Source organism: Ekhidna sp. (assembly GCF_040220215.1).
Classification (GTDB): Bacteria; Bacteroidota; Bacteroidia; order Cytophagales; family Cyclobacteriaceae; genus Ekhidna.
On sequence record NZ_JAVJTR010000023.1, the window covers coordinates 23,421 to 44,512 of the forward strand.

19 protein-coding genes are annotated in these 21,092 nt (G+C 40.4%); 11 read left to right on the top strand and 8 right to left on the bottom strand.

Annotated features, from left to right (window positions below):
* Window positions 1–496 precede the first annotated feature (496 nt).
* From RIC88_RS15645 to RIC88_RS15695, 11 genes are all read left to right on the top strand, one after another.
* A complete protein-coding gene (locus RIC88_RS15645; RefSeq protein WP_350218502.1) occupies window positions 497–1,489 on the top strand; it encodes a sensor histidine kinase in 993 nt (330 codons plus the stop codon).
* Complete coding sequence (locus tag RIC88_RS15650) at window positions 1,489–2,094, top strand: LytR/AlgR family response regulator transcription factor (RefSeq protein ID WP_350218503.1); 606 nt, start codon at window positions 1,489–1,491, stop codon at window positions 2,092–2,094. Before RIC88_RS15645 ends, RIC88_RS15650 begins: the two co-directional genes overlap by 1 nt.
* 328 nt (window positions 2,095–2,422) lie before the next feature.
* On the top strand, window positions 2,423–2,623 hold the full coding sequence (locus RIC88_RS15655; protein WP_350218504.1) for a helix-turn-helix domain-containing protein: 201 nt from the start codon (window positions 2,423–2,425) through the stop codon (window positions 2,621–2,623).
* Complete coding sequence (locus tag RIC88_RS15660) at window positions 2,624–3,640, top strand: hypothetical protein (protein WP_350218505.1); 1,017 nt, start codon at window positions 2,624–2,626, stop codon at window positions 3,638–3,640.
* On the top strand, window positions 3,637–7,596 hold the full coding sequence (locus tag RIC88_RS15665) for an Eco57I restriction-modification methylase domain-containing protein (RefSeq protein WP_350218506.1): 3,960 nt from the start codon (window positions 3,637–3,639) through the stop codon (window positions 7,594–7,596). The genes RIC88_RS15660 and RIC88_RS15665 overlap by 4 nt, the downstream gene beginning before the upstream one ends.
* Window positions 7,597–7,675: 79 nt before the next feature.
* Complete coding sequence (locus tag RIC88_RS15670; RefSeq protein WP_350218507.1) at window positions 7,676–9,382, top strand: DUF262 domain-containing protein; 1,707 nt, start codon at window positions 7,676–7,678, stop codon at window positions 9,380–9,382.
* Window positions 9,383–9,400: 18 nt separating this feature from the next.
* Complete coding sequence (locus RIC88_RS15675) at window positions 9,401–9,871, top strand: hypothetical protein (protein ID WP_350218508.1); 471 nt, start codon at window positions 9,401–9,403, stop codon at window positions 9,869–9,871.
* Window positions 9,872–9,928: 57 nt separating this feature from the next.
* On the top strand, window positions 9,929–10,183 hold the full coding sequence (locus tag RIC88_RS15680; RefSeq protein ID WP_350218509.1) for a hypothetical protein: 255 nt from the start codon (window positions 9,929–9,931) through the stop codon (window positions 10,181–10,183).
* 825 nt (window positions 10,184–11,008) lie between these two features.
* On the top strand, window positions 11,009–11,725 hold the full coding sequence (locus tag RIC88_RS15685) for a hypothetical protein (RefSeq protein WP_350218510.1): 717 nt from the start codon (window positions 11,009–11,011) through the stop codon (window positions 11,723–11,725).
* A gap of 36 nt (window positions 11,726–11,761) precedes the next feature.
* Window positions 11,762–12,118: a DoxX family protein gene (locus RIC88_RS15690; RefSeq protein ID WP_350218511.1), complete on the top strand. Its 357-nt coding sequence runs from the start codon at window positions 11,762–11,764 to the stop codon at window positions 12,116–12,118.
* An 82-nt stretch (window positions 12,119–12,200) separates the two neighbouring features.
* On the top strand, window positions 12,201–13,535 hold the full coding sequence (locus tag RIC88_RS15695) for a 1-acyl-sn-glycerol-3-phosphate acyltransferase (protein WP_350218512.1): 1,335 nt from the start codon (window positions 12,201–12,203) through the stop codon (window positions 13,533–13,535).
* A gap of 9 nt (window positions 13,536–13,544) precedes the next feature.
* On the opposite strand, the gene RIC88_RS15700 is transcribed toward RIC88_RS15695, so the two are convergent.
* From RIC88_RS15700 to RIC88_RS15735, 8 genes are all read right to left on the bottom strand, one after another.
* Window positions 13,545–14,894: a DEAD/DEAH box helicase gene (locus RIC88_RS15700; protein ID WP_350218513.1), complete on the bottom strand. Its 1,350-nt coding sequence runs from the start codon at window positions 14,892–14,894 to the stop codon at window positions 13,545–13,547.
* A gap of 54 nt (window positions 14,895–14,948) precedes the next feature.
* Entirely contained in the window at window positions 14,949–15,830 is an 882-nt protein-coding gene (locus RIC88_RS15705) for a sterol desaturase family protein (protein WP_350218514.1), read from the bottom strand.
* A gap of 10 nt (window positions 15,831–15,840) precedes the next feature.
* Window positions 15,841–16,755 carry a sulfurtransferase gene (locus RIC88_RS15710; RefSeq protein WP_350218515.1) on the bottom strand — a complete coding sequence of 305 codons (915 nt, stop codon included), beginning with the start codon at window positions 16,753–16,755 and terminating at the stop codon, window positions 15,841–15,843.
* A complete protein-coding gene (locus RIC88_RS15715; protein ID WP_350218516.1) occupies window positions 16,742–17,200 on the bottom strand; it encodes a cytochrome C in 459 nt (152 codons plus the stop codon). The genes RIC88_RS15710 and RIC88_RS15715 overlap by 14 nt, the downstream gene beginning before the upstream one ends.
* Window positions 17,201–17,206: 6 nt before the next feature.
* Window positions 17,207–18,430 (bottom strand): sulfite oxidase, encoded by a 1,224-nt coding sequence (locus RIC88_RS15720; protein ID WP_350218517.1) that lies wholly within the window; start codon window positions 18,428–18,430, stop codon window positions 17,207–17,209.
* 194 nt (window positions 18,431–18,624) lie between these two features.
* Window positions 18,625–19,038: a DUF6691 family protein gene (locus RIC88_RS15725; RefSeq protein WP_350218518.1), complete on the bottom strand. Its 414-nt coding sequence runs from the start codon at window positions 19,036–19,038 to the stop codon at window positions 18,625–18,627.
* Window positions 19,039–19,048: 10 nt separating this feature from the next.
* Window positions 19,049–19,609 (bottom strand): YeeE/YedE family protein, encoded by a 561-nt coding sequence (locus RIC88_RS15730; protein ID WP_350218519.1) that lies wholly within the window; start codon window positions 19,607–19,609, stop codon window positions 19,049–19,051.
* Between the two features lie 33 nt (window positions 19,610–19,642).
* The gene (locus tag RIC88_RS15735; RefSeq protein ID WP_350218520.1) at window positions 19,643–21,052 is read right to left on the bottom strand and encodes an MBL fold metallo-hydrolase; all 1,410 of its coding nucleotides are present in this window, start codon (window positions 21,050–21,052) and stop codon (window positions 19,643–19,645) included.
* Window positions 21,053–21,092 lie beyond the last annotated feature (40 nt).

Below are 21,092 nucleotides of genomic sequence, written 5' to 3' on the forward strand. Positions count from 1 at the left end.
TTTCTCATACCCACATCCATGCCGCACAGCACCTCGGGAATCTCCTCCGTCGATTTAATATAATGTTTATTATCGCGAACACAGAATGTGTTCGATAATGGCCTGTGTTATGTTAAATCAGCTTTGGGGATGGGGTCGGGATTAATGCTTCAGGAAGGGAAGGAAAATTATACGTAACAGGAGGGAAGGGACGGTTCGCCGCTGCGACTGGAACACTCTTTTACTCATACGCTTTATCATGCCGCACAACCTCTCGTGAATCTCACTATGTTCGATTTGACATCTCTTGATTTGTTTGAGTAAATGTGTGTGGAAGACCAGGGTTGGCCTCCCACAGATTTAGAACGAACTACAATTTCAACCAACAACTAAAAGGTTTGATTATATGGAATCAGATATTCATTTAAGTCAAGAAGGAGGTCACTCTAGTTATAAAATAGGTGTCTTCAACAAGATAATTCTTGGTCAATTATCATAATATCGCTTAGTTGCAGGTATGTCAAGAGCGGAGAAATACCTACCATTTATTATCGCTTTAGTAGTTCCTACTATTGGGTTGATTAACGCTAACCTACCTTATGATGAAATTGAAATTAGCAGGCTCATTTCTAACTATATACAGATTTCGGTCATCCTATTGACCATTTGGTACTTCAATAAATGGTTGATCAATAAAACAAATCAGTCGCAAAGCAACAGCTATCCATATAGATACGTGATCATCATTAGTGCAAATGCAAGTCTAATATTAGCCATAAGCTTTCTTAATTCGCTTGATATGTCCGAATCATTGGAACCCGAATTACCAACTTGGTTAATCATTTTCAGGCTTTCGATCATTATTTTGATCTTCAATGTAATTCTAAGGGTATTTCAAGCCCAAAAAGAAAAAAACAAGCTAGAGGTTCAAAACCTTTCTTTGCAAGCCGAGAACCTAAAGTTCCAGGTAGATACATTAAAGCAGCAAATCAATCCTCATTTTCTCTTTAACAGTCTAAATACGCTACTGGATTTAGTTGAAGAAGATAAGGAAAAGGCCATTCAATATATTCGAAGCTTTTCAAGGATTTATCGATCCGTACTGCAAAGCGCGAAATATGATTTCATTGCATTGGAAGATGAGCTTAAGTTTTTATCTGAATATTGGAGCCTGTTAAAAGTACGCTTCCATGATGCCATTGATTTAAGTATTGATATTAATGCGAATAAAATGTCCTCATTAATTCCACCACTTAGCTTGCAATTTTTGGTTGAAAATGCAGTGAAGCATAATGAAGCTTCCTCAACAAATCCATTGAGAATTGAAATAGGTGAATCAAAAAATAGACTCATCGTTCGAAACAAAATCAATCTTAAAAGCTCTGTAGAAAGTGAAAAACTGGGACTTCAAAATTTACAACAGCGCTTTTCACTCCTTCATAAGCCTCTTGAATACAAAAATGAAAACGGTCATTTCATCGTTAGCATTCCACTTAAAACTGTAGCGTAGTGTCGAGAAAAGTGAAAACAGTAATTATTGAAGATGAGCAATCGGCCATTAATCGTTTGAAGAAAGAACTCAACAAAATTGCTGAGGTCGAATTCGAAATTATGGCTACCATAGAGAGTGTGAGAGACACAGTTTCGTGGTTAAGGGAGAACAGGGAGGTAGAATTGATCTTTTCTGACATTCAACTCACAGATGGATTAAGCCTTGAGATATTCAAACAAATAGAAATAGATGCACCGGTGATCTTTACTACAGCGTATGATGAGTATGCCCTTCAAGCTTTTAAACTAAATAGTATTGACTACCTATTAAAACCCATAGATCCAGCAGAAATCACTGAGGCTATTTCAAAATATCTTGCCAGGAGTTCTGCGGAAAGTGATAATTACGTAAAGCAGCTATCAGATCTTGTTTCATCTTTTAAACCATCCACCTTTCGCTCCAGTTTTTTGGTGTCCTACAGGCACAAGATGATGATGATCGATGTAAGTGAAGTTGCCTACCTGTATGTGAAGGAGCGAGGAGTATTCTTAAAAAAGAAGGACGGTCAGGAATACGTTTTAGACTTCTTTCTCGATGATCTGGATAATATGAATTATATCTAACCAAACAGTTCGAAGATCATTAATCCGCTCAAAAGCTCAATACACTGTTTTGTTATATAATGTCCTGCGTTATGTTGAGTAAGCATTGCTATCCTGGAGCCAAATCATTTTTCTTACTTTTTAGGGAAGGGAGAAAGAGTTTTTCATTAGGGCAGGATGGAACACTCTTTTGGCATCCTTGGATTGAGTGTGGGCTTTAAGCGGATGACAAATGTGTGTGGAATCTGCGCTTGCTATTTCATAAACTTCACATCTTATTTATATCTCACATCATGAGATAAATATCTTTCATTTCGTTATATTCGACTTCTATAAACTTCAGAAGCAGATGAACCGCATAAAAGCAGTTTTAGAAGAGAAAGGGATCAAGCAAACTTGGTTAGCTGAAAAGCTGCAAAAGAGCTATAACATGGTAAATAGTTATGCTCAGAATAGGAGGCAGCCTAGTGTAGAGGATCTCTACAAGATTGCCGAAATACTTGAGGTAGATGTTAAAGAATTATTGAAGTCAAACAGAGAATTTATTTAAGTGAGATCTGGTATCGATATATTAGAGAATGAGATTGTAGAGCAGTACCCAGAGGTTCTGGAAATTTTGATTCGAGATCACACAACGCAACAAAATATATTATGGGCAACAGATGATTATGAGCATTTAGGTGAGATGTACAGCTTCAATTCTCATATAACACCTGATTTAATAACAGGTGACAATGGAAGTCTAATTATGCCTAGAGCCCATAAAAACAAAGATTTACAGAAGAACCGGTCAAAGGAGAGGGCAGAAGTTTTTACACCATCATGGGTCTGTAATGCCCAAAATAATCTAATTGACAATGCTTGGTTTGGAAAAGAAGAAGTTTTCAATAGAGAAATTGCCTTCTCAGATGGATCTAAAGGTTGGGATATTAATTCTGGCAAAATTGAATTTCCAAGTGGTCTAACGTGGAAAGACTATGTTAGAGATACTAGACTGGAAATGGCTTGTGGAGAAGCTCCGTACATTACAAGTAGGTATGATACAACTACAGATGAATTCATACCATTAGAACAGAGAATTGGTATTATAGACCGAAAATTAAGGGTGATCAATGAAAATGTAAATTCAACAAGCGAATGGTTAAAAGCTGCGCAAATCGCTTATAAAAATACATATGCCTTTGAATTACATGGTGATAGTTTGCTGTTGGCGCGTGAAGCTATGCTGATTACTTTCATGGAGAATTACACTCAAAAATTTGGTAAAGAACCTTTATTGAAATCAATCAATTATATCGCCTACATAATATCATGGAATGTTTGGCAAATGGATGGTTTAAAAGGAGTCGTTCCAAATACTTGCGGTGGTTTCACAGTGACTGATGTGGACCTATTCGGAAATATTAAGACTGATAGTGTTTTTTGTGAAGGTTGTCTGCAAAACAAAATTCATAGACACAATGGAACGTACTGTTTGATAAAAGATTGGTCAAATAAGGATTCTAAAACTGGCAAGTCCGGTAGGAAAATCAAGTTCATTGATCTATTAAAAAACCGAAGACAATGAAGTTTACATCATCATTAAAACTAAAATTAATTTATGTTTTTCGTATCAATGATGACGCTCATAAAGGCTGTCTTAAAATAGGAGAGGCCACTTCAGATAATGAAGACATTTGGGGATTAGAGCCAAACAGTAAAGAACTTAACAAAGCGGCTAAGAAAAGAATTGATCAATACACACAAACAGCGGGTATTGCCTATGACCTTCTGCATACTGAGTTAACGATTTACAATAGCAAAAGTGGACTTAGAGCATTTTCGGATCATGAGGTGCATAAGGTACTCTCTCGGTCAGGTGTAAAACAGAAGATTTTTGATCCTAAAAACAAGGCAAACGAATGGTACATCACTGATCTTGAAACGGTAAAGAAAGCAATCATTGCGGTTAAGGAAGGAAGAGATTCATTACATTCTAGTGAAGTAACCGAATCTCAATCACCGATTATTTTCAGACCTGAACAAAAAGAAGCTATTGAAAAAACGGCCAAACAGTTCAAGAAAGGAAATGAGATGCTCTGGTTCGCCAAAATGCGTTTTGGGAAGACACTTTCTGGACTGCAAGTTGTAAAAGACAATGGTTTTACACGAACCCTAATTTTAACTCACCGACCAGTGGTAGATAAGGGATGGTTTGAGGATTTTGGTAAGATATTCTATGACTCACCTCAGTATGCATACGGCTCAAAAAATAAAGGAGATCAGTTTAAAACGCTTGAGAGTGAATGCGAAAAAGGTAAGACTAAATACGTCTATTTCGCTTCAATGCAAGATTTGCGTGGTTCGGAATTAGTTGGAGGCAACTTTGATAAAAATGATGAGATATTCGGAACAGATTGGGATTTTATCATCATTGATGAAGCTCATGAAGGCACACAAACTGATTTAGGAAAGAACGTACTTGCAGAGCTAAGAAAAGAAGAAACAAAAATCCTTTACCTATCAGGCACTCCTTTTAATCTCTTGGATAATTACAAGGAAGATGAAATTTTCACTTGGGATTATGTGATGGAGCAAAAGGCAAAAGCTCAATGGGATGAAATTCACTTTGGCGATCCAAACCCCTATGCATCACTTCCAAAACTTAACATCTTCACTTACGATTTAGGTAAGCTGCTAAACGGGTACATTGATGAAGAAGTGGCTTTCAATTTCCGCGAGTTTTTCCGAGTGGATGATACAGGGGAATTTTTGCACAAAAAAGATGTTCTTGCCTTTTTAAATTTAATCTGTAAGCCAGACAAAGAAAGTAACTATCCATATGCTACCGGCGAATACAGAGACAACTTTCGTCATTCCCTTTGGATGGTTCCTGGAGTAAAAGAAGCAAGAGTTCTAAGTACATTGTTACAGTCACATCCTGTTTTTAGCCAGTTTAAAATTGTCAATGTTGCTGGTGATGGAGATGAAGAAGAGGCCAACGAAGAAGCACTAAGGAAAGTAGAAAAAGCAATTAGTGACAAGCCACATGATACTTATACCATTACTCTATCTTGCGGCCGATTGACTACAGGTGTTTCTGTGAAACCCTGGACGGCTGTTTTCATGCTTTCAGGTTCTCACAATACCTCAGCCTCATCTTACATGCAAACCATTTTCAGAGTTCAAACTCCTGCTACCATAAATGGCAAGGTTAAGGAGGAATGCTTTGTTTTTGATTTCGCTCCAGATCGAACGTTGAAGGTAATTGCCGAAACTGCTAAAGTCTCCGCAAAGACCGGTAAAACAAGTGATTCGGATCGAAAAGTAATGGGAGAGTTCCTGAATTTCTGTCCAATCATTGCTTACGATGGTTCACGAATGCAGGATTATGACGTGAACGGTATGCTTGAACAGCTGAAAAAGGTTTATGTCGAGCGAGTGGTAAATAATGGATTTGAAGATGGCCACTTGTACAATCGTGACCAACTTATGCAGTTGAGTGACTTGGAGGTTGAGGAATTCAATGGTTTAAAAAAGGTGATCGGTAGTACGAAGGCCATGCCTAAAAGCAAAGACATTGAAATCAACAAACAAGGATTTACAGAAGAGGATTATGAAAAAATAGAAGAGGCTCAAAAGAAAAAGAAAAGAGAATTATCACCTGAGGAAAAAGAGCTGCTTGAACGATACAAAGAGCAAAAGAAAACAAGAGATACTGCTATCTCAATATTGAGAGGTATTTCCATTCGTATGCCATTACTAATCTATGGAGCCGATGTATCAAATGAAGAAGAAGAACTAACTTTGGATAATTTCACTGAATTGGTAGATGACCAATCTTGGGAAGAATTCATGCCTAAAGGTGTTGATAAGCCAACATTTCAAAAATTTAAAAAGTATTACGAGAGTGATGTGTTTCGTGCAGCAGGTAAGCGTATCCGAGCTTTAGCTCGAGCAGCTGACGAACAAACCATTGAGCAACGAATCGATCGTATAACACATATTTTCGGAACATTTCGAAACCCCGATAAGGAGACCGTTTTAACCCCTTGGCGAGTTGTGAATTTGCATATGGGCGACTGCCTGGGCGGTTACAGCTTTTTAGATGAAAAGAAAGAAAAAATTGTTTCGATACCGCATTTTGTTAATCAGGGTTTAGTGACAAATAAAGTATTCGCGACCGATACCCGTATTCTTGAAATCAATTCAAAATCGGGTTTATATCCCCTTTATATTACCTACTCGATTTTCCGAAATCGGATAAAAGAAAAATACCCAAACCATGAACCGAATACTCTCGGTATTGAGGAGCAACAAGCATTATGGGACCAAACAGTAACTGAAAATGTATTTGTTGTGTGTAAAACACCCATGGCTAAGAGTATCACCAAGCGAACTTTAGTAGGTTTTCGGGATACTAAAGTTCACACACATTATTTTGAAGACATGGTGTATCAAATTACGCATCGTCCTGAAAAATTTATTCTGAAAATCAGAAAAGGGCAGTCATATTGGAAGGCTAATAATGATAATGATATGAAATTTAATGCAATCGTAGGAAACCCGCCTTATCAAGAAATGGATGGTGGAGCGGGATCAAGTGCTAAACCTGTATATCAACACTTTGTAGATATTTCAAAGGCAATTAACCCTAGCTATATTTCTCTAATAACCCCATCGAGGTGGTTTGCAGGAGGAAAAGGATTGGATCAATTTAGAAATGAAATGCTAACAGATAAACGACTGTGTAGGATGGTTGATTTCGTGAATTCTAAAGATTGTTTTCCTACTTCGAGTATCGGTGGAGGTGTTAACTATTTTCTATGGGATTCAAACTACAATGATATCTGCGAATTCGTAAATATTCATAATGGCACCATTAACAAAATGGATAGAGATCTTAATGAATTTGATACTCTTATAAGGTATAATGAAGCTGTCGCAATTATTCATAAAATTCAATCGACCCATTCAGAGAAACTAACCAAGATCGTATCATCAAGAAATCCGTTTGGATTGCCTACAAGTGTTAGAGGATCCGAAAATGCATTTACTAATTCAGTGAAGTTATTATCCAGTGAAGGATATAGCTATGTCTCAATCTCTGATATCAATGAAGGCATTAAGGCTATAAATACATATAAAGTTCTAGTAAGTAGGATAACAAGTGAACATGCTGGAGAACCATCTAGTGATGGTCGGTTTAAAATTCTTTCTAGAACTGATGTATTGGGTCCTAATGAGGTTTGCACCGATTCCTACTTAAGAATAGGTGGGTTTACCGAGAAGTCTCAGGCGATTGCAGCTTTGAAATATCTCAGATCCAAGTTTACAAGATTCCTAATATTACAGTCTTTGAGTTCAATTAATCTTTCAAAAGAAAAGTTCAGTAATGTTCCTCTGCAAGACTTCACAATAAATTCGGACATTGATTGGAGTAAGCCCATTGCTGATGTAGACCAACAACTTTATAAAAAATACAAATTGACTGAAGAAGAGATTGCTTTTGTAGAAAGTATGATTAAGCCGATGACAGACTAACAGAGGTTAGGTTTATTACATTAGACAACTACTTTGACAAAGCATATCATAATAAGTTTCTGGTAATAATTATTTGAAAATGGATGCAGGAAAACGCAGTATAAACGACATATTCAATGGTAATAGAGTATTGGAGATTCCATTTTTCCAGCGTGCATACGTCTGGGGCGATGAGCAATGGGAGAGACTCCTTCAGGATATGGAATTGGTCTCTCAAACCAACAAGCCATACTTTCTTGGTTCTGTGATTTTGAAACAGCATGGCACCACAACTGGGCAAAGTATTGGCGATGTAAGGACAGTTATTGATGGGCAACAGAGACTGACAACACTGAATTTGTTTTTCAAGGTCCTGTGTCTTAAAACAGGTACAAACAGCTCATTCGAACGAGTATTTAAGCTAATAGACAATGCGATTGCTCTGAAACATAATCACAATGACATTGAAGACTTTAATGCCATTTTAGAGATGAATGAAGATGTAAGGGCAGAAGGAGAGGGGTCGATAATCGAAGCATACAACTATTTCAGAGACAACATAGATACTTCAAAGATCGACTTTCAAAGTATACTTAAGAATATCATGTTTGTTGGGATTGATTTGGATAAAGAAGAAGACGAACAACAGATATTCGACACGATCAATTCTCTTGGTGTCAGGTTAACCACAGCGGAACTTTTAAAGAATTACTTCTTCGGAAGAAACGACATTCAAGAATATGAGAATTACTGGAAATCCGTCTTTGAAAAGGATTCAGATACTAAGGAATTCTGGGATCGTGAAATTGTTGCCGGTCGACTAAGAAGAAACAATATTGATCTGTTTTTTTACTCATTTTTACAAATCAAGATCCAGGACCCGAAGCTCAAAGTCAAAGCAGATGATAAAAAACAATTAGGTAAGGTAGAAGGATTGTTTGATAGCTATAAAAGGCTAATCACAGAATATAGTGTTTCTTCAAAGGAACTCATCAAAGAAATCAAGGAATATGCCTTGCTCTATAAAGAAAATATCGATTACGATGTAATTGACAGAGAATTAACAAATGAGTTTGGAATAGAAAGAATCAATGCGATCATATTCGGGCTTGAGAATACTACAATACTTCCGTATGTGCTGTTTGTGTTGCAAAATGTCCAAGACAAGGATGAACAAAAGCTAATATTTGAGTATTTAGAGTCTTACATTATGAAACGAATGGTTTGCCATGCAAACACAAAGAACTACAATCGAATTTTCTCTGAACAGCTGATTTCTAATGAGGCTAACACTAAGTCATTGCTTCAAGAATTGATTGAAAAGAAATCTGATAAGGTTGATTACATGCCTTCAGAGGATGACTTGAAAAATGGCTTCAATAACTCCAAACTAACAAATAAGCAGTCTGCAGGCATTCTTTATTTCATTGAGTCAAGAATAAGAAATAGGAGTGTACATTCAACCACGTTACTGGGTTTAAATCGATACAGTCTTGAACATCTTATGCCCAAAAAATGGGAAAATCATTGGAATTCGGTACAAGATGAAGAGAAGAGAATCCAAAGAAATAGAAAGCTTCTAACGTTGGGGAATCTGGCAATTATTACAGCTTCCTTAAATACATCAATACGCGACGCGGATTGGGAAACTAAAAAAGCAGGAAAGAAAGATAAAAAGGGGCTTGTCGATTATTCAGCAGGGATTGATACGTTAAAAGATTTCCTAAAACTAGATGAGTGGAATGAATCAACAATAGAGAATAGAGCTGATTTCTTATTTAATAAAGCGAGAGATGTCTGGAAATAGTAATGTCTACATACGGAAATGCAAAGAGTAATTTGTGATACCAATGTTTGGTATTGGATAGCAATGGGAAAGTTTATTCCATCAAAAAACGTTGTACTTGTACCAACTCATTTTTCGCTGTATGAACTTGCAACTACTGAACAGGCAGTTACTTATCCATTACTTGTTCAGAATGCCATAAAGGCTGTTTATGAATATGGGACAGACATAATCCCTGTAGGTCCGTTTGAGTTTGTGCTTTCTAACCAAAGTAGTAGCTTCAGTGACTGGGATATCAGTATGATGAAAAAAATGTTGAAGACATTTGAAGAAATGATGAGTATTGATTTTTCACAAATTGATCAAATTCCAGAAGCTCTCGATGCAAAAGTGAGAGAAGAGAGCAAAAAATGCAGAAAAGGAAGAACTGAATTTGTAGCATATGCAAATTCTTTATTACCCCAAATAAGAAAAAACATAAATAAGACAATTGGTAAAAAACGTCACTAAGAAGAGGATCAAACCAATATTTCAAAGGACTTATTATTTGGTTTTATAAATGCATATTTGACTGAAAAGAATGATAAAATTGAATATGATCACTTCAACTGGAAACTTGTTGAATTGTTTTTAAGCGTTACTGAGAATTTCTTTAAACATTTAGAAACGTCCAAGGGTATGAAAATACATCCAAATGACACAACTGATTGGATGAATATGCTGTACGTAGAACCAGGTGATCTGTATTTAACATTTGAGGATAAGTGGAAGAATTACATCATTAATGATGAACGAATTTCGCATTATTATTATGTTAAGTAGAATCCATTGAGCGCTGGCCAGCCAAAATACCCGGGCGTGGGTCGGCCTGTGCGGCTGATAGGTGATTATTTTGGCTAGATTTTTTGCTTCCTTTTTTATCAATGAAAAAAGGAAGTGCCTGCCCGGCATGAGGGCATCAAGCGAACGCCATACGAAAACAAATCAATCAATTGTGAGCAGCACGATCTACGATACGGTGGGTCGGGAAAACACAAGTGTTCCTGACGTTCTGTAATGTCATATATCAACGTATTCTGTACCAATGTTCAGTGACCCTTCAAATATTCGATTCACAGCAATCAGGAAGTCAGGATCTGTTGTGTGTGCGCTGGGAAAAACTCTTTTCGCGCGTTGGCCAAAAAGAAAAATTATTAGGCGCTCAGGATCAGCGATTGGTGTGCGAAGGATTCGTGCGCTGGCCTGAGCGGCTACTTAATATAACGGCTAATTATATAACAACATTCTTAAAAGCACTGAAACAGTCTACGTCCAGGAGCGTCGGCATGTGGAGATAATTTACCCGAGCGCCGTGGCGAGGGCAAGCGAAGAATGAGCGCAGACATAATATCATTATATAACAATGGTTCGTGTACTGGCTGTGATTTGCTTTTAGATTTAAGAGCTGGATCAGGATTACCGTGATTTGCTTTCAACATAAAATCGTTACCGATATGTAACTGACCAGTCGCACAGGCAGCCACACATTACATATCTGATTTATGTTAATTGTTCGCTAAAGCTCACAAACAGCAAATCACTAGTATTGTTATATAATTTATATTATGTTAAGTTACTATTTTAAGAAAGTGCCCTATTTTTGGGTTTATGGCTAAATCAACAATTAACAAACAGCAACTCTTCCTGGAATTCTTATCTGTAGTGACGGGTGTTCTGATTGCCTTGATGCTAAACAGCTGGCGAGAAAATGTGGCTACCTCCCGTACATTGGATCGCGTTAAGCAAACCATTCGTACAGAAATGAATAATAACACAAACGAAGTTTCTGATGCACTGACCTATCATAAGGCATTGATCAAAGAACTGTATGAAGGTCGTCACCTGATTATGGCAATACCTGCTTCAGCATTTCCCGTCAATGTGAATGATGACACAGCCTTCGAACAATTCCTCAGAGAAACGGTCCCATTCATGCAATCTACAGCTGTGACACGATTGGAGCTCTTACGAAACGGTAACGAACGCATTCTCATCCTTAATGATCAGAATCTGAGACTGGTGGTTGAAAATGATACAATTAAGCTCTTCGGAGTTTCAAACTTGCAGCTTCGTACGGCCGATGTTAGCAATCGTTCATGGGAAATTGCACAGGCCACCGGTATGTTGGTTGAAATGGATCTCGAGCTGGTAGATGTCCTCAATAAATGTTATAACCTCAACAATCAATATTTAGAGACCAGTAACAAAGCCATTGAAATGATCTACAAAGGTGAACCTGGTATCATTTCAGTCATGGAAGACATGGCATATTATGAGCAAGAGATCATAAAAGCTGATTCTCTTGTCTTAAATTTGATTAAATGACAGTACATTAGATAATTAACCCTAACCTCATAAGTCATGAAAACCAACAAGATATTATACTGGACATTTACCATATTGATCAGTTTATGGATGCTCCTGCAAGGCGTACTTTTTGTTTTCATGCAGGATACGATTGTCCCCGTCTTCGAAAGTTTGGGTTTTCCTCTTTGGCTGATTGCACCTTTGGGTATTGCTAAAATACTGGCTGTCATTGCTATATTAAGCAACAAGTCACCGCTGCTCAAACAACTGGCCTATGTGGGTTTAGCTGCGGAGTTTGCGATTGCACTTATTAGCCACCTGATGGTTGGTGACAGTCAATGGCCTGCTGCAGCAATCGCCCTGGTAATACTTAGTGGATCGTACATCTTTGGTAAACGGATCGGTCAATAGTGCTTCATATTTTATGATCACCTGCCAACCGAAACAGTTTTAATTTATAGGTGTTCTATTACGTAACCACAAACTGACGTCTGTGATCTACCGCCTGCTCAAACTAATTCTTAAGTTTTCATTCTTCCTGTTCTATAAGAAGATGATCGTGACGGGTCGTGATAAACTCCCAACTGATGGTCCGCTAATGATTGCAGTGAATCATCCCAACACACTTATTGATCCATTGATCATTGCCGTGCTCACCAAGCAACGTGTTGGATTCCTGGGCAATGCCGGTATTTTCATCAATAAATGGGTTACTTCCATTTTCCGATATTTTCATGTGATCCCAATCTATCGCAAACAAGACCTCAAGCCTGGTCAGAAATCAGACAACCGTGCAGCATTCGCGGCATGCCATCACTATATGGAATCCGGTGGCACGTTGATGGTATTCCCTGAAGGCACCAGTCATTATGAGCTGAAACTGCGTGAGATCAAAACCGGTACGGCTAGAATTGCTTTGAGCTACGAACAGGACAAAAACTATCAGGGAAACTTACGTATTGTACCTATCAGCCTGGATTATGCTGATTCCCTGCAATTCCGCACGATTGTCTCTGTACACATCGGTGATCCTATTTCTGTGGCAGATTTTAAGTCTTTGTATGAAAAAGAAGAAAAAGATGGCATTGATGCACTCACCAACGCCATCCACGATTCGCTTAGTTCAAAGATTCCCACCACTACGGATAAAGATCAGGAACGTTTTCTCATTCAAGCTCATCAATTTTATACCACCTATCTCAAGCCGGAAGCTAATTTGTATGCAAATCCTGCCCTGTCGCTAAAGCTCCGAAGTGTACTTTCCAGGTCACTACAGCACCTACATGAGCAGAAACAAGAATTATATAACGACCTGAAGTTTAAGCTTCAACGTTTCTACACTTCACTCGACCAGTTGAACATTACTGCGGGATTCGTTTCTGAGAAATTTCAGCGAAAAATCATCCCGTTAATCTACCCAGGATACCTCCTGCTTTTCACCCTGCTGCTTCCCTTCTACCTGGTAGGATTATTGACCAATTACCTCCCGTACGTACTCCCTGGCAAGATTTATAAGGCATTAAGCGTAGATATCGAATATCGGTCTTCCGTCCTATTGGTGGGCGGAATTGTCCTATTTCCCCTGTTTTATACGGTTTATCTGCTACTTTTTCAACAGTTCATAAGTGATTACTGGATTTACAGCCTCGCATTCCTGCTTTTGTTGGCTATTTCGGGTTTTGTGACGATCTACTTCTGGAGGAGCATGAAGCGTTTCATCCGGTTGATCCGCTTTACTTTTCATGTCCCTAAGGATGCCCTGCAGCGTATTATCCAGCTACGGGATGCTATTTTGAAAGATCTGGGTGGGATAGAAATCACGCATTGATTCCAATACCTATTTCTTTCTCCTGTTTTGATTCTTGTCGCCACGTGTCAGTGGCTTCTTGTACTTTTTGGCGAGCTTGTAGCGATACGACCCACCCAGGTTGACCTTTTTGTTTTTGTCTTTTTTCTCGTGTGTGGCTTCTCCCTTGGGCTCCTTAGAGCGCAGCTTATGAGACAACTCCTTCTGCTTGTCCTTTGGTCGTTCCTCTGGCAGCAGTTCATTCGATCGTTCTACTTCTTCAGGAAATGGTTCTTCAGCAATCGCTATCTTCATCAGCGCTTCAATGGTTGTCTTCAGTTCGGTTTCCTTTTCGGTGTACAGTAAAATGGATGAGCCTTCTTTCTCTGCACGCCCGGTACGGCCAATCCGATGCATGTAGTTTTCCGGATAAATCGGTACATCCATATTCACCACATGGCTTACGTCTGTGAGATCCAATCCACGGGCAATTACGTCTGTAGCAATCAGAATTCGCTTCTTTCCTTCATTGAATGCTTCCAGCGATCGCTGACGATAATTCTGGCTTTTATTGCTGTGGATGATGCACATATCTTTCTCGTACGTTTCCTCCATCTCCTCATATAGCCGATCGGCGTTTCGTTTGCTGGAAACAAACACCAATACTTTAGGGAATGCTTTAGCGGAAACCAGCAAATGCTTGACCAGCTCTACTTTCGTATAGAAGTTTGGTGCTTTGTATGCCACTTGTGAGATATTCTCCAGCGGTGTACCACTAAGAGCTATCGTGATTTTTTCTGGCTGGCTGAAGTAATCATCGATCAGCTCATCTACTTCTTCGGTCATCGTAGCTGAAAACATGATGTGCTGGCGCCTTGTTGGCAGCATATCAAAGATATTGGTCAGCTGAAACCGAAAACCTAAGTCCAACAGCACATCCACTTCATCGATTACGACCTTTTTTACGCTTTTAAGCGACAGTGATTTGTGCAATACCAGGTCATACAGTCGTCCGGGCGTACCCACCAAAACGTCCATTCCTGCTACGACCGCTGGCTTTTGCGTATTGATGTTTTTACCTCCATGCACGCCAAGCACACGGATGTTCATGTAGGTAGTCAGTGATTCCAACTGTTCTACCACCTGCCCTACGAGTTCCCTCGTTGGGACGATGATCAGCACCCTTGGAGGTATTTCTTTCGAAAATTTCAGGTCTCTGAGCAGCGGTAATAGGTATGCGAAGGTCTTCCCTGTTCCTGTTTGTGAGATGCCTACCAGGTCCTTCCCTGATCGTATGGCATTATAGGCCTGCTCCTGGATGGGCGTAGCTGTGTGAAAGCCCAGGTCTTCCAATGCATGCTGGAGGGAATTGGAAAGGTCGAGTCGCTCAAAGTTGCTCATGGAGTGGGGATTTGCGCAAAAGTACGGAATCCCAGCTTTGCATTCGTTCCCTGGCTACTCAGATTGTTTTTTCCCAAATCCATGTAGGTTCTGCTCTGCAAAACCTTTAGGGAATTCTTCTACGCCAGGAAAGCCAAGCTTTATGTCTTTGCCATCGTGCGGGATGTAGTTTGTTTTAAACAGGTAGTCCCACAGGCTGAGCGTAAGCCCAAAATTCACTCCATACCTCCGCTCCTTTGGTAAATGATACGAATGGTGCCAGATATGCATCTGAGGGTTATTAAAGATATATTTCAGTGGGCCAAGGTTGAGTTTAAAGTTGCTGTGATTGAAATGACCTACAGCCAATGTGAATATGTGAATGATGAAGAAATCCCTCAGACCAATACCTATTAGCGCCAATGGGATGTATTCAATGGTTCTATAGACCACATTCTCCATCCAATGGTAACGTAGATGCGCGGCAAAACCCATTTGTTCCACCGAATGATGCACTTTATGAAACTCCCAAAGGAAATCAACCCGGTGCAGCAGCCTGTGCGTCCACCACTGCACAAAATCACGTACCACAAAGCCTATCAGCAAGTGTGACCACATGGGCCAGGTCATCACCTCAAATGCCAGGAGGTTGGTGATTCCGATGGATTCAAGTAAACCATTGAAGAAGTTTACTACCACATTTGAAGCTGCATTGTAGATAATCAGCGAAAACAGGAAGAAATTGAAAAACATATAGAAAAAGTCCAGCCAAAAATCCTTGCGAAACCGTGGTTGATTTTCCCGCCATGGACGTATCAGTTCCAATCCATAAAAGAACCCTGAAACCCCGATCAGCCAGTAAAAGTAGTTGTGCCAGCTTGGGCTTTTAATTTCACTCCACAGGTAGTTGGCATACCCCTGATAGCTTTCGATGATGATGTTGATATACTCTTCCATGGCTTGTTTTCTAATTAACTAATTCCTGCTGAAAATGATTTGTCCATTCCACCCATGAACCATCATAATTTGTAACATTTTTTCTCCCTAATAATTCTGTCAACACAAAATACGTATGCGTGGATCGTACCCCTGAATGACAATACGTAACGGCTAATAGATCATTATTAAGCATTTTATTGTAAATATTTTGCAATTCTGTTGGTTCTTTGAATCGGTAAGTGGACTGATCCACTGCCTCCATCCAGTCGATGTGAATGCTCCCGGGAATACGGCCTGCCCATTGGGCTCCTTGCTTTAATGTGAGACCTTCATACTCTTCTTTTGACCGTGTATCCAGCACTACCACCTGGTTTTGATCAATCATTTTTGATAGATCCGTCACCAATATGTTGTCTGATGTTGGTGCTTTCGCATACTCCGGGAATTTAAAATTACCCTGTGGTTTGACTGTTGTGACACTAGTCAGTGAATCTACCTGTGACCATGCCTGTGTGCCACCATTCAGGATAGCCATTCGGTCATAACCATAGTGCTTCAGTATCCACCAGAGCCGGGTTGCCTCACACGATCCACGGTTGTCATACAGTACCAGAAAGGCATCCGGTGAAACGCCTTTGTTTTGCAATACTGCTTCCAGCATTTCTCTTTCTGGCATCATTCCATCATATTTAAATGAAGGATTATTAAGTGCTGAACGCCAGAGGTTTATGGCATTTGGTAAATGACCTTTATTGAAATCTTCGGGACGTTGTAGGTCCAGTAAGATAAGGCTGTCCTGATCAATGATCGATCGCAATTCATCCGCCTCTATCAGGTATTTAGATACTACTGGCAACTTTGCCCCCGCATCCTTCACAGGTTTGTTGCACCCGGCACCCAGGCAAAGGACCATCAACATGCTTATGTAGTTATTCCAGTTCATACCATTCTATGTTTTCTAATCGTGCCCTTCTGCCCTTTTTTTGAGGCGCATAGTTGGCGGCCAGGTAGTTAATGATTGGGGCCTCCTGATCCCCCAGATCCCAAAGGTTTTGCGTCTTCTGCATCCACTGGATGGTGCTCTGCCATCCGGTTTTGGTCATCCGGTTCTGTGTTATCAGCTTAGACGAGTGGCAGCTTGTGCAGTTTTGTATTACCAAATCCAGTCCTTCCCCTTCCACAAGTCCGGTTTGCACATGTACGCCGTTCACAATCTCGGGAGCTTCTACCCTTTCAGATGTTACCGTACGGTCGGTATAAAATTCCTTTTTGAGCAGATCATATCCCATATCCATCACAAGTACCAATAGCAGAATCATTGAAAATATAGCTGCATTTAGTATGATAACAACTTGCCTGAGTATTCGATGATATTGCCTGTTATCCATAGGCCATTAACCAACTTTGATTGCAATGCGATGACATGCGTTATTTAAGTATCCTTTGGGGTTCCAGCCCGGAACCAGCATCGGTTGCATATTTCCTTTGGAATCGGTTGCTCTTGCCCATACTTCATAATACCCATCCTTAGGAAAGGAGACATTAGCACTCCAGTGCTGCCATGCCAGTCGATTGGCAGGCGCTTGTACATGGCACTTCTTCCAGGTCGCTCCATAATCGATGGAGTAGTGCACTTCTTTTATACTTAGCTCTCCGGCCCATGCATGTCCACGAATAGCTAATGATTTTTTAGTCCCCAGTATCGCTCCGGACTTTGGATAAGTGATGAGTGACTTGACAGGCATGGACTCAATGATGCACATGTTTTCATCAAGTACTTTCTCTCCGGGCGCTACGGGTTCGCATGGCACCCGATATGAACTGCCTTCCATCTTTTCACCATCATGCACTTTGTTTCTGATACTTAACCGATGCAGCCACTTTCCTGAAGCAGATGCTGGCCACCCACCTGCTACGAGCCGAAGCGGAAAGCCGTGAACCAGGGGAATATCCTCACCATTCATTTCATACGCTATCAGGGTCTCTTCCATCATCGCTTTGCTGATGGGCACTCCTCTGGATATGGGGTTCTTATCCGGACTTCCACTCAGGTGCATGTCTTTCCCATAGTAACCGACATAAATGGCATCCTCCTTCACTCCTACGTCCTTGAGTAGGTCGCTAAGTCTGACTCCACCCCAGTTAGCACAGGAGACCGCACCGATGGTCCACTGATTGCCTTTTGCCGGTGGGTCAAATTCGTTTCTACCATTGCCGCCACATTCAAGTGTCAGTTGGTAGGTGTGCTTTGGAAAGCTTTTGAGATTTGCTAATGTATATGTTTTGGTAGTTAGCGCCGATTCGCCATTAATCGTTAAGGTCCATTGATCCGCCTTGATGTCTTGAGGAATCAACCCATTATTTCTTACGAACATTCGGGAAGCCGGGGTGATCTTGTCATCCAATATGTGGGCTTGTGCTTCCGCATTCCAGGGCCGGTCATTCAGTACGACCATGGCAGGATCTTTTCTGAATTTTTGATGAAAATCTTCCTGATCAAGAATGAGCGGGATGTAATCCTTGGGAAGCCATTTCCCAAAAACAATGGGAGCTCCAATGATCCCGGAGAATGCCGCAAGGGTACTCTTTTTAATGAATTGTCTTCTACTTGAACTCAAAACGCAATTGTTAAATCATAAAGCTAGTCGGAACTTGCTTATATAAATGTAACAATTGTTACCAAGGCTCAGGAATGATGTGGCCCTTCATCTTTGAAGATGTACCGGATAAAAAGGATGATTCCGACCAATGTCAGAAGTAGCATAATTTTAAGTAACATGCCTGTAAGTTACTATTGGAAACTAACCTGTTCCTAATGCGGCAAATGATTCTTGAGTAATCCGTACACGTAGGTTCCAAGGGTTGCAGATGCAATAGCAACCAGCATAACACTTACGCCATTCCCGACTAAGATGAATAATGGTCCGGGACAAGCGCCGGTGAGTGCCCAACCCATTCCAAAAATGATTCCACCAATCAGGTAGCGTGCAATGCTACGCTCCTTTGGTTCGATTATAATTGGAGTGCCATCCAGAGCTTTTAGTTGTCTTCTCTTAATGATTTGGATGATAATAATGCCCAAAACAACCGCTGAACCTATCACACCGAACATATGAAAGGACTGGAATCGAAACATTTCATAGATGCGATACCAGGAGATTATTTCTGCTTTTGTAAGCGTAATACCAAAGAGGATTCCAAAGAATAAAAACTTAATGAATTTCATATGCTTGTGCTTACAGGTTTAATAAAAATGGTGTGACGAAGTAGGTAATGGCCAGTCCTCCAATGAAGAAGCCAATCACCGCAATCAGAGAAGGAAGTTGCAGATCGCTGAGTCCACTGATGGCATGTCCGGATGTGCAACCTCCGGCATATCGTGCACCGAATCCAACCAAAAAACCACCTGAAACAACAACAATTAAACCTTTAATTGTCAGTAGGTTATCCCAGCTGAATAATTCTGAAGGAACGATACTTTGACCCGGATTCGACACCCCCATTTCTTTCAATTCTGCAATGGTCTCCTGAGAAATGTGTACACTATCTACATCCATCCATTGACTAGCGATGAGACCTCCTGCCATTAAGCCTACAACAAAGACCAGGTTCCAGCTTTGCGCTTTCCAGTTGAAATCAAAGAACTCACAGTGCTTTCCTGCGCCCATGATGGCGCACATGCTTCTCAAGTTGCTGCTGAGTCCAAAGCGCTTTCCACTCAATAAGAGGCTCAACATAATAAGGGCAATAAGTGGTCCTGCCACGTACCATGGCCAGGGTTGGCTAATAAATTCCATATTTTTTTGATTTAAATGTGCCCTAACTAAGTGCTATTTCAGCGTTGTTGGGCATACAAAGTTTGTTGTTGGGATATCTGTTTCTTTGATGGCCTTATAGCCACCTGCTATATCCACCAGTTTGTGAAAGCCTCTGGATTTCAGAATAGATGAGGCAATCACCGAGCGGTATCCACCTGCGCAGTGAATGTGATAGGTTTTGTTCTCATCAATTTTGTCCATCTGCTCACTTATAAAGTCCAATGGAATACTCTCCGCATCTTCTACATGTTCAGCTTCAAATTCTCCGGGCTTGCGCACATCCATCACATGAAGACCTCCCGACTTATATTGGCTTGCGAACTCTTCGGCCGAAATGGATTCCATATCTTGAATCTCCTTCCCTGCTGATTTCCATGCTTCCATGCCTCCTTTGAGATAGCCAAGGGTATTATCATATCCTACGCGTGAAAGTCGTGTGACTACTTCTTCTTCCCGGCCTTCGGGTGCCAGAAATATGATTGGCTGCTGTAGATCAGGAATTAAAGCACCTACCCATGGCGCAAAGCTGCCATCAATTCCAATAAAAATGGAATTAGGAATGTGACCTTTAATGAAATCTTTCTGATGACGGGTGTCGAGAACCAGTGCTCCTTCGTGGTTAGCCATTGCCTCGAATGTTTCAACATCCAATGGCACATTTCCTTTTTCGAGTACTTTGTCCAAACCAACTGCTCCGGATTTATTCATGGCCACATTCTGAGCGAAATATTGTGGCGGAGGCAATAATCCATCCGTTACCTCTTTGATAAACTCTTCTTTGGTCATATCCGCTCGCAAGGCATAATTATTCTTCTTTTGGTTGCCCAATAGATCGTGCGTCTCTTTGCTCATATTTTTACCACATGCAGAGCCGGCTCCATGTGCCGGATAGACGATCACATCATCCGGAAGTGTCATGATTTTAGTTCTCAGGCTATCATAAAGCATTCCTGCCAGGTCTTCCTGGGTCATGCTCCCTTTTTGAGCTAAATCAGGTCGACCAACATCTCCAATAAATAAGGTATCACCACTAAAAATCGCATGCTCCTTCCCTGCTTCATCGATCAGCAGGTAAGTCGTGCTTTCCATTGTATGACCGGGTGTATGAAGTGCTTTGATGGTGATTTTTCCAAGTTTAAATTCTTCGCCATCCTGTGCCTGATGTACATCATACTTAGGATTTGCATTAGGCCCGTATACGATTGTTGCTCCGGATTTTTCAGCCAGATCAACATGGCCTGATACAAAGTCAGCGTGAAAGTGTGTTTCAAAGACGTACTTGATTTTAGCACCTTCTTTTTCCACTTTTTTCAAATATGGAGCAGACTCTCTCAGCGGATCAATGATCGCAGCTTCTCCCTCACTTTCAATGTAATATGCGCCTTGAGCGAGGCATCCTGTATATATCTGTTCAATGTTCATATCTCTTATTAATTCTTTTACAAAAGTACGATGCTAAATG

Excerpts from the sequence above, each read along its gene's own strand:
- RIC88_RS15645 (WP_350218502.1), top strand. The coding sequence starts at position 497 with ATGTCAAGAGCGGAGAAATACCTACCATTTATTATCGCTTTAGTAGTT.
- RIC88_RS15655 (WP_350218504.1), top strand. The coding sequence starts at position 2,423 with ATGAACCGCATAAAAGCAGTTTTAGAAGAGAAAGGGATCAAGCAAACT.
- RIC88_RS15665 (WP_350218506.1), top strand. The coding sequence starts at position 3,637 with ATGAAGTTTACATCATCATTAAAACTAAAATTAATTTATGTTTTTCGT.
- RIC88_RS15670 (WP_350218507.1), top strand. The coding sequence starts at position 7,676 with ATGGATGCAGGAAAACGCAGTATAAACGACATATTCAATGGTAATAGA.
- RIC88_RS15675 (WP_350218508.1), top strand. The coding sequence starts at position 9,401 with ATGCAAAGAGTAATTTGTGATACCAATGTTTGGTATTGGATAGCAATG.
- RIC88_RS15685 (WP_350218510.1), top strand. The coding sequence starts at position 11,009 with ATGGCTAAATCAACAATTAACAAACAGCAACTCTTCCTGGAATTCTTA.
- RIC88_RS15690 (WP_350218511.1), top strand. The coding sequence starts at position 11,762 with ATGAAAACCAACAAGATATTATACTGGACATTTACCATATTGATCAGT.
- RIC88_RS15700 (WP_350218513.1), bottom strand. The coding sequence starts at position 14,894 with ATGAGCAACTTTGAGCGACTCGACCTTTCCAATTCCCTCCAGCATGCA.
- RIC88_RS15705 (WP_350218514.1), bottom strand. The coding sequence starts at position 15,830 with ATGGAAGAGTATATCAACATCATCATCGAAAGCTATCAGGGGTATGCC.
- RIC88_RS15710 (WP_350218515.1), bottom strand. The coding sequence starts at position 16,755 with ATGAACTGGAATAACTACATAAGCATGTTGATGGTCCTTTGCCTGGGT.
- RIC88_RS15715 (WP_350218516.1), bottom strand. The coding sequence starts at position 17,200 with ATGGATAACAGGCAATATCATCGAATACTCAGGCAAGTTGTTATCATA.
- RIC88_RS15725 (WP_350218518.1), bottom strand. The coding sequence starts at position 19,038 with ATGAAATTCATTAAGTTTTTATTCTTTGGAATCCTCTTTGGTATTACG.
- RIC88_RS15730 (WP_350218519.1), bottom strand. The coding sequence starts at position 19,609 with ATGGAATTTATTAGCCAACCCTGGCCATGGTACGTGGCAGGACCACTT.
- RIC88_RS15735 (WP_350218520.1), bottom strand. The coding sequence starts at position 21,052 with ATGAACATTGAACAGATATATACAGGATGCCTCGCTCAAGGCGCATAT.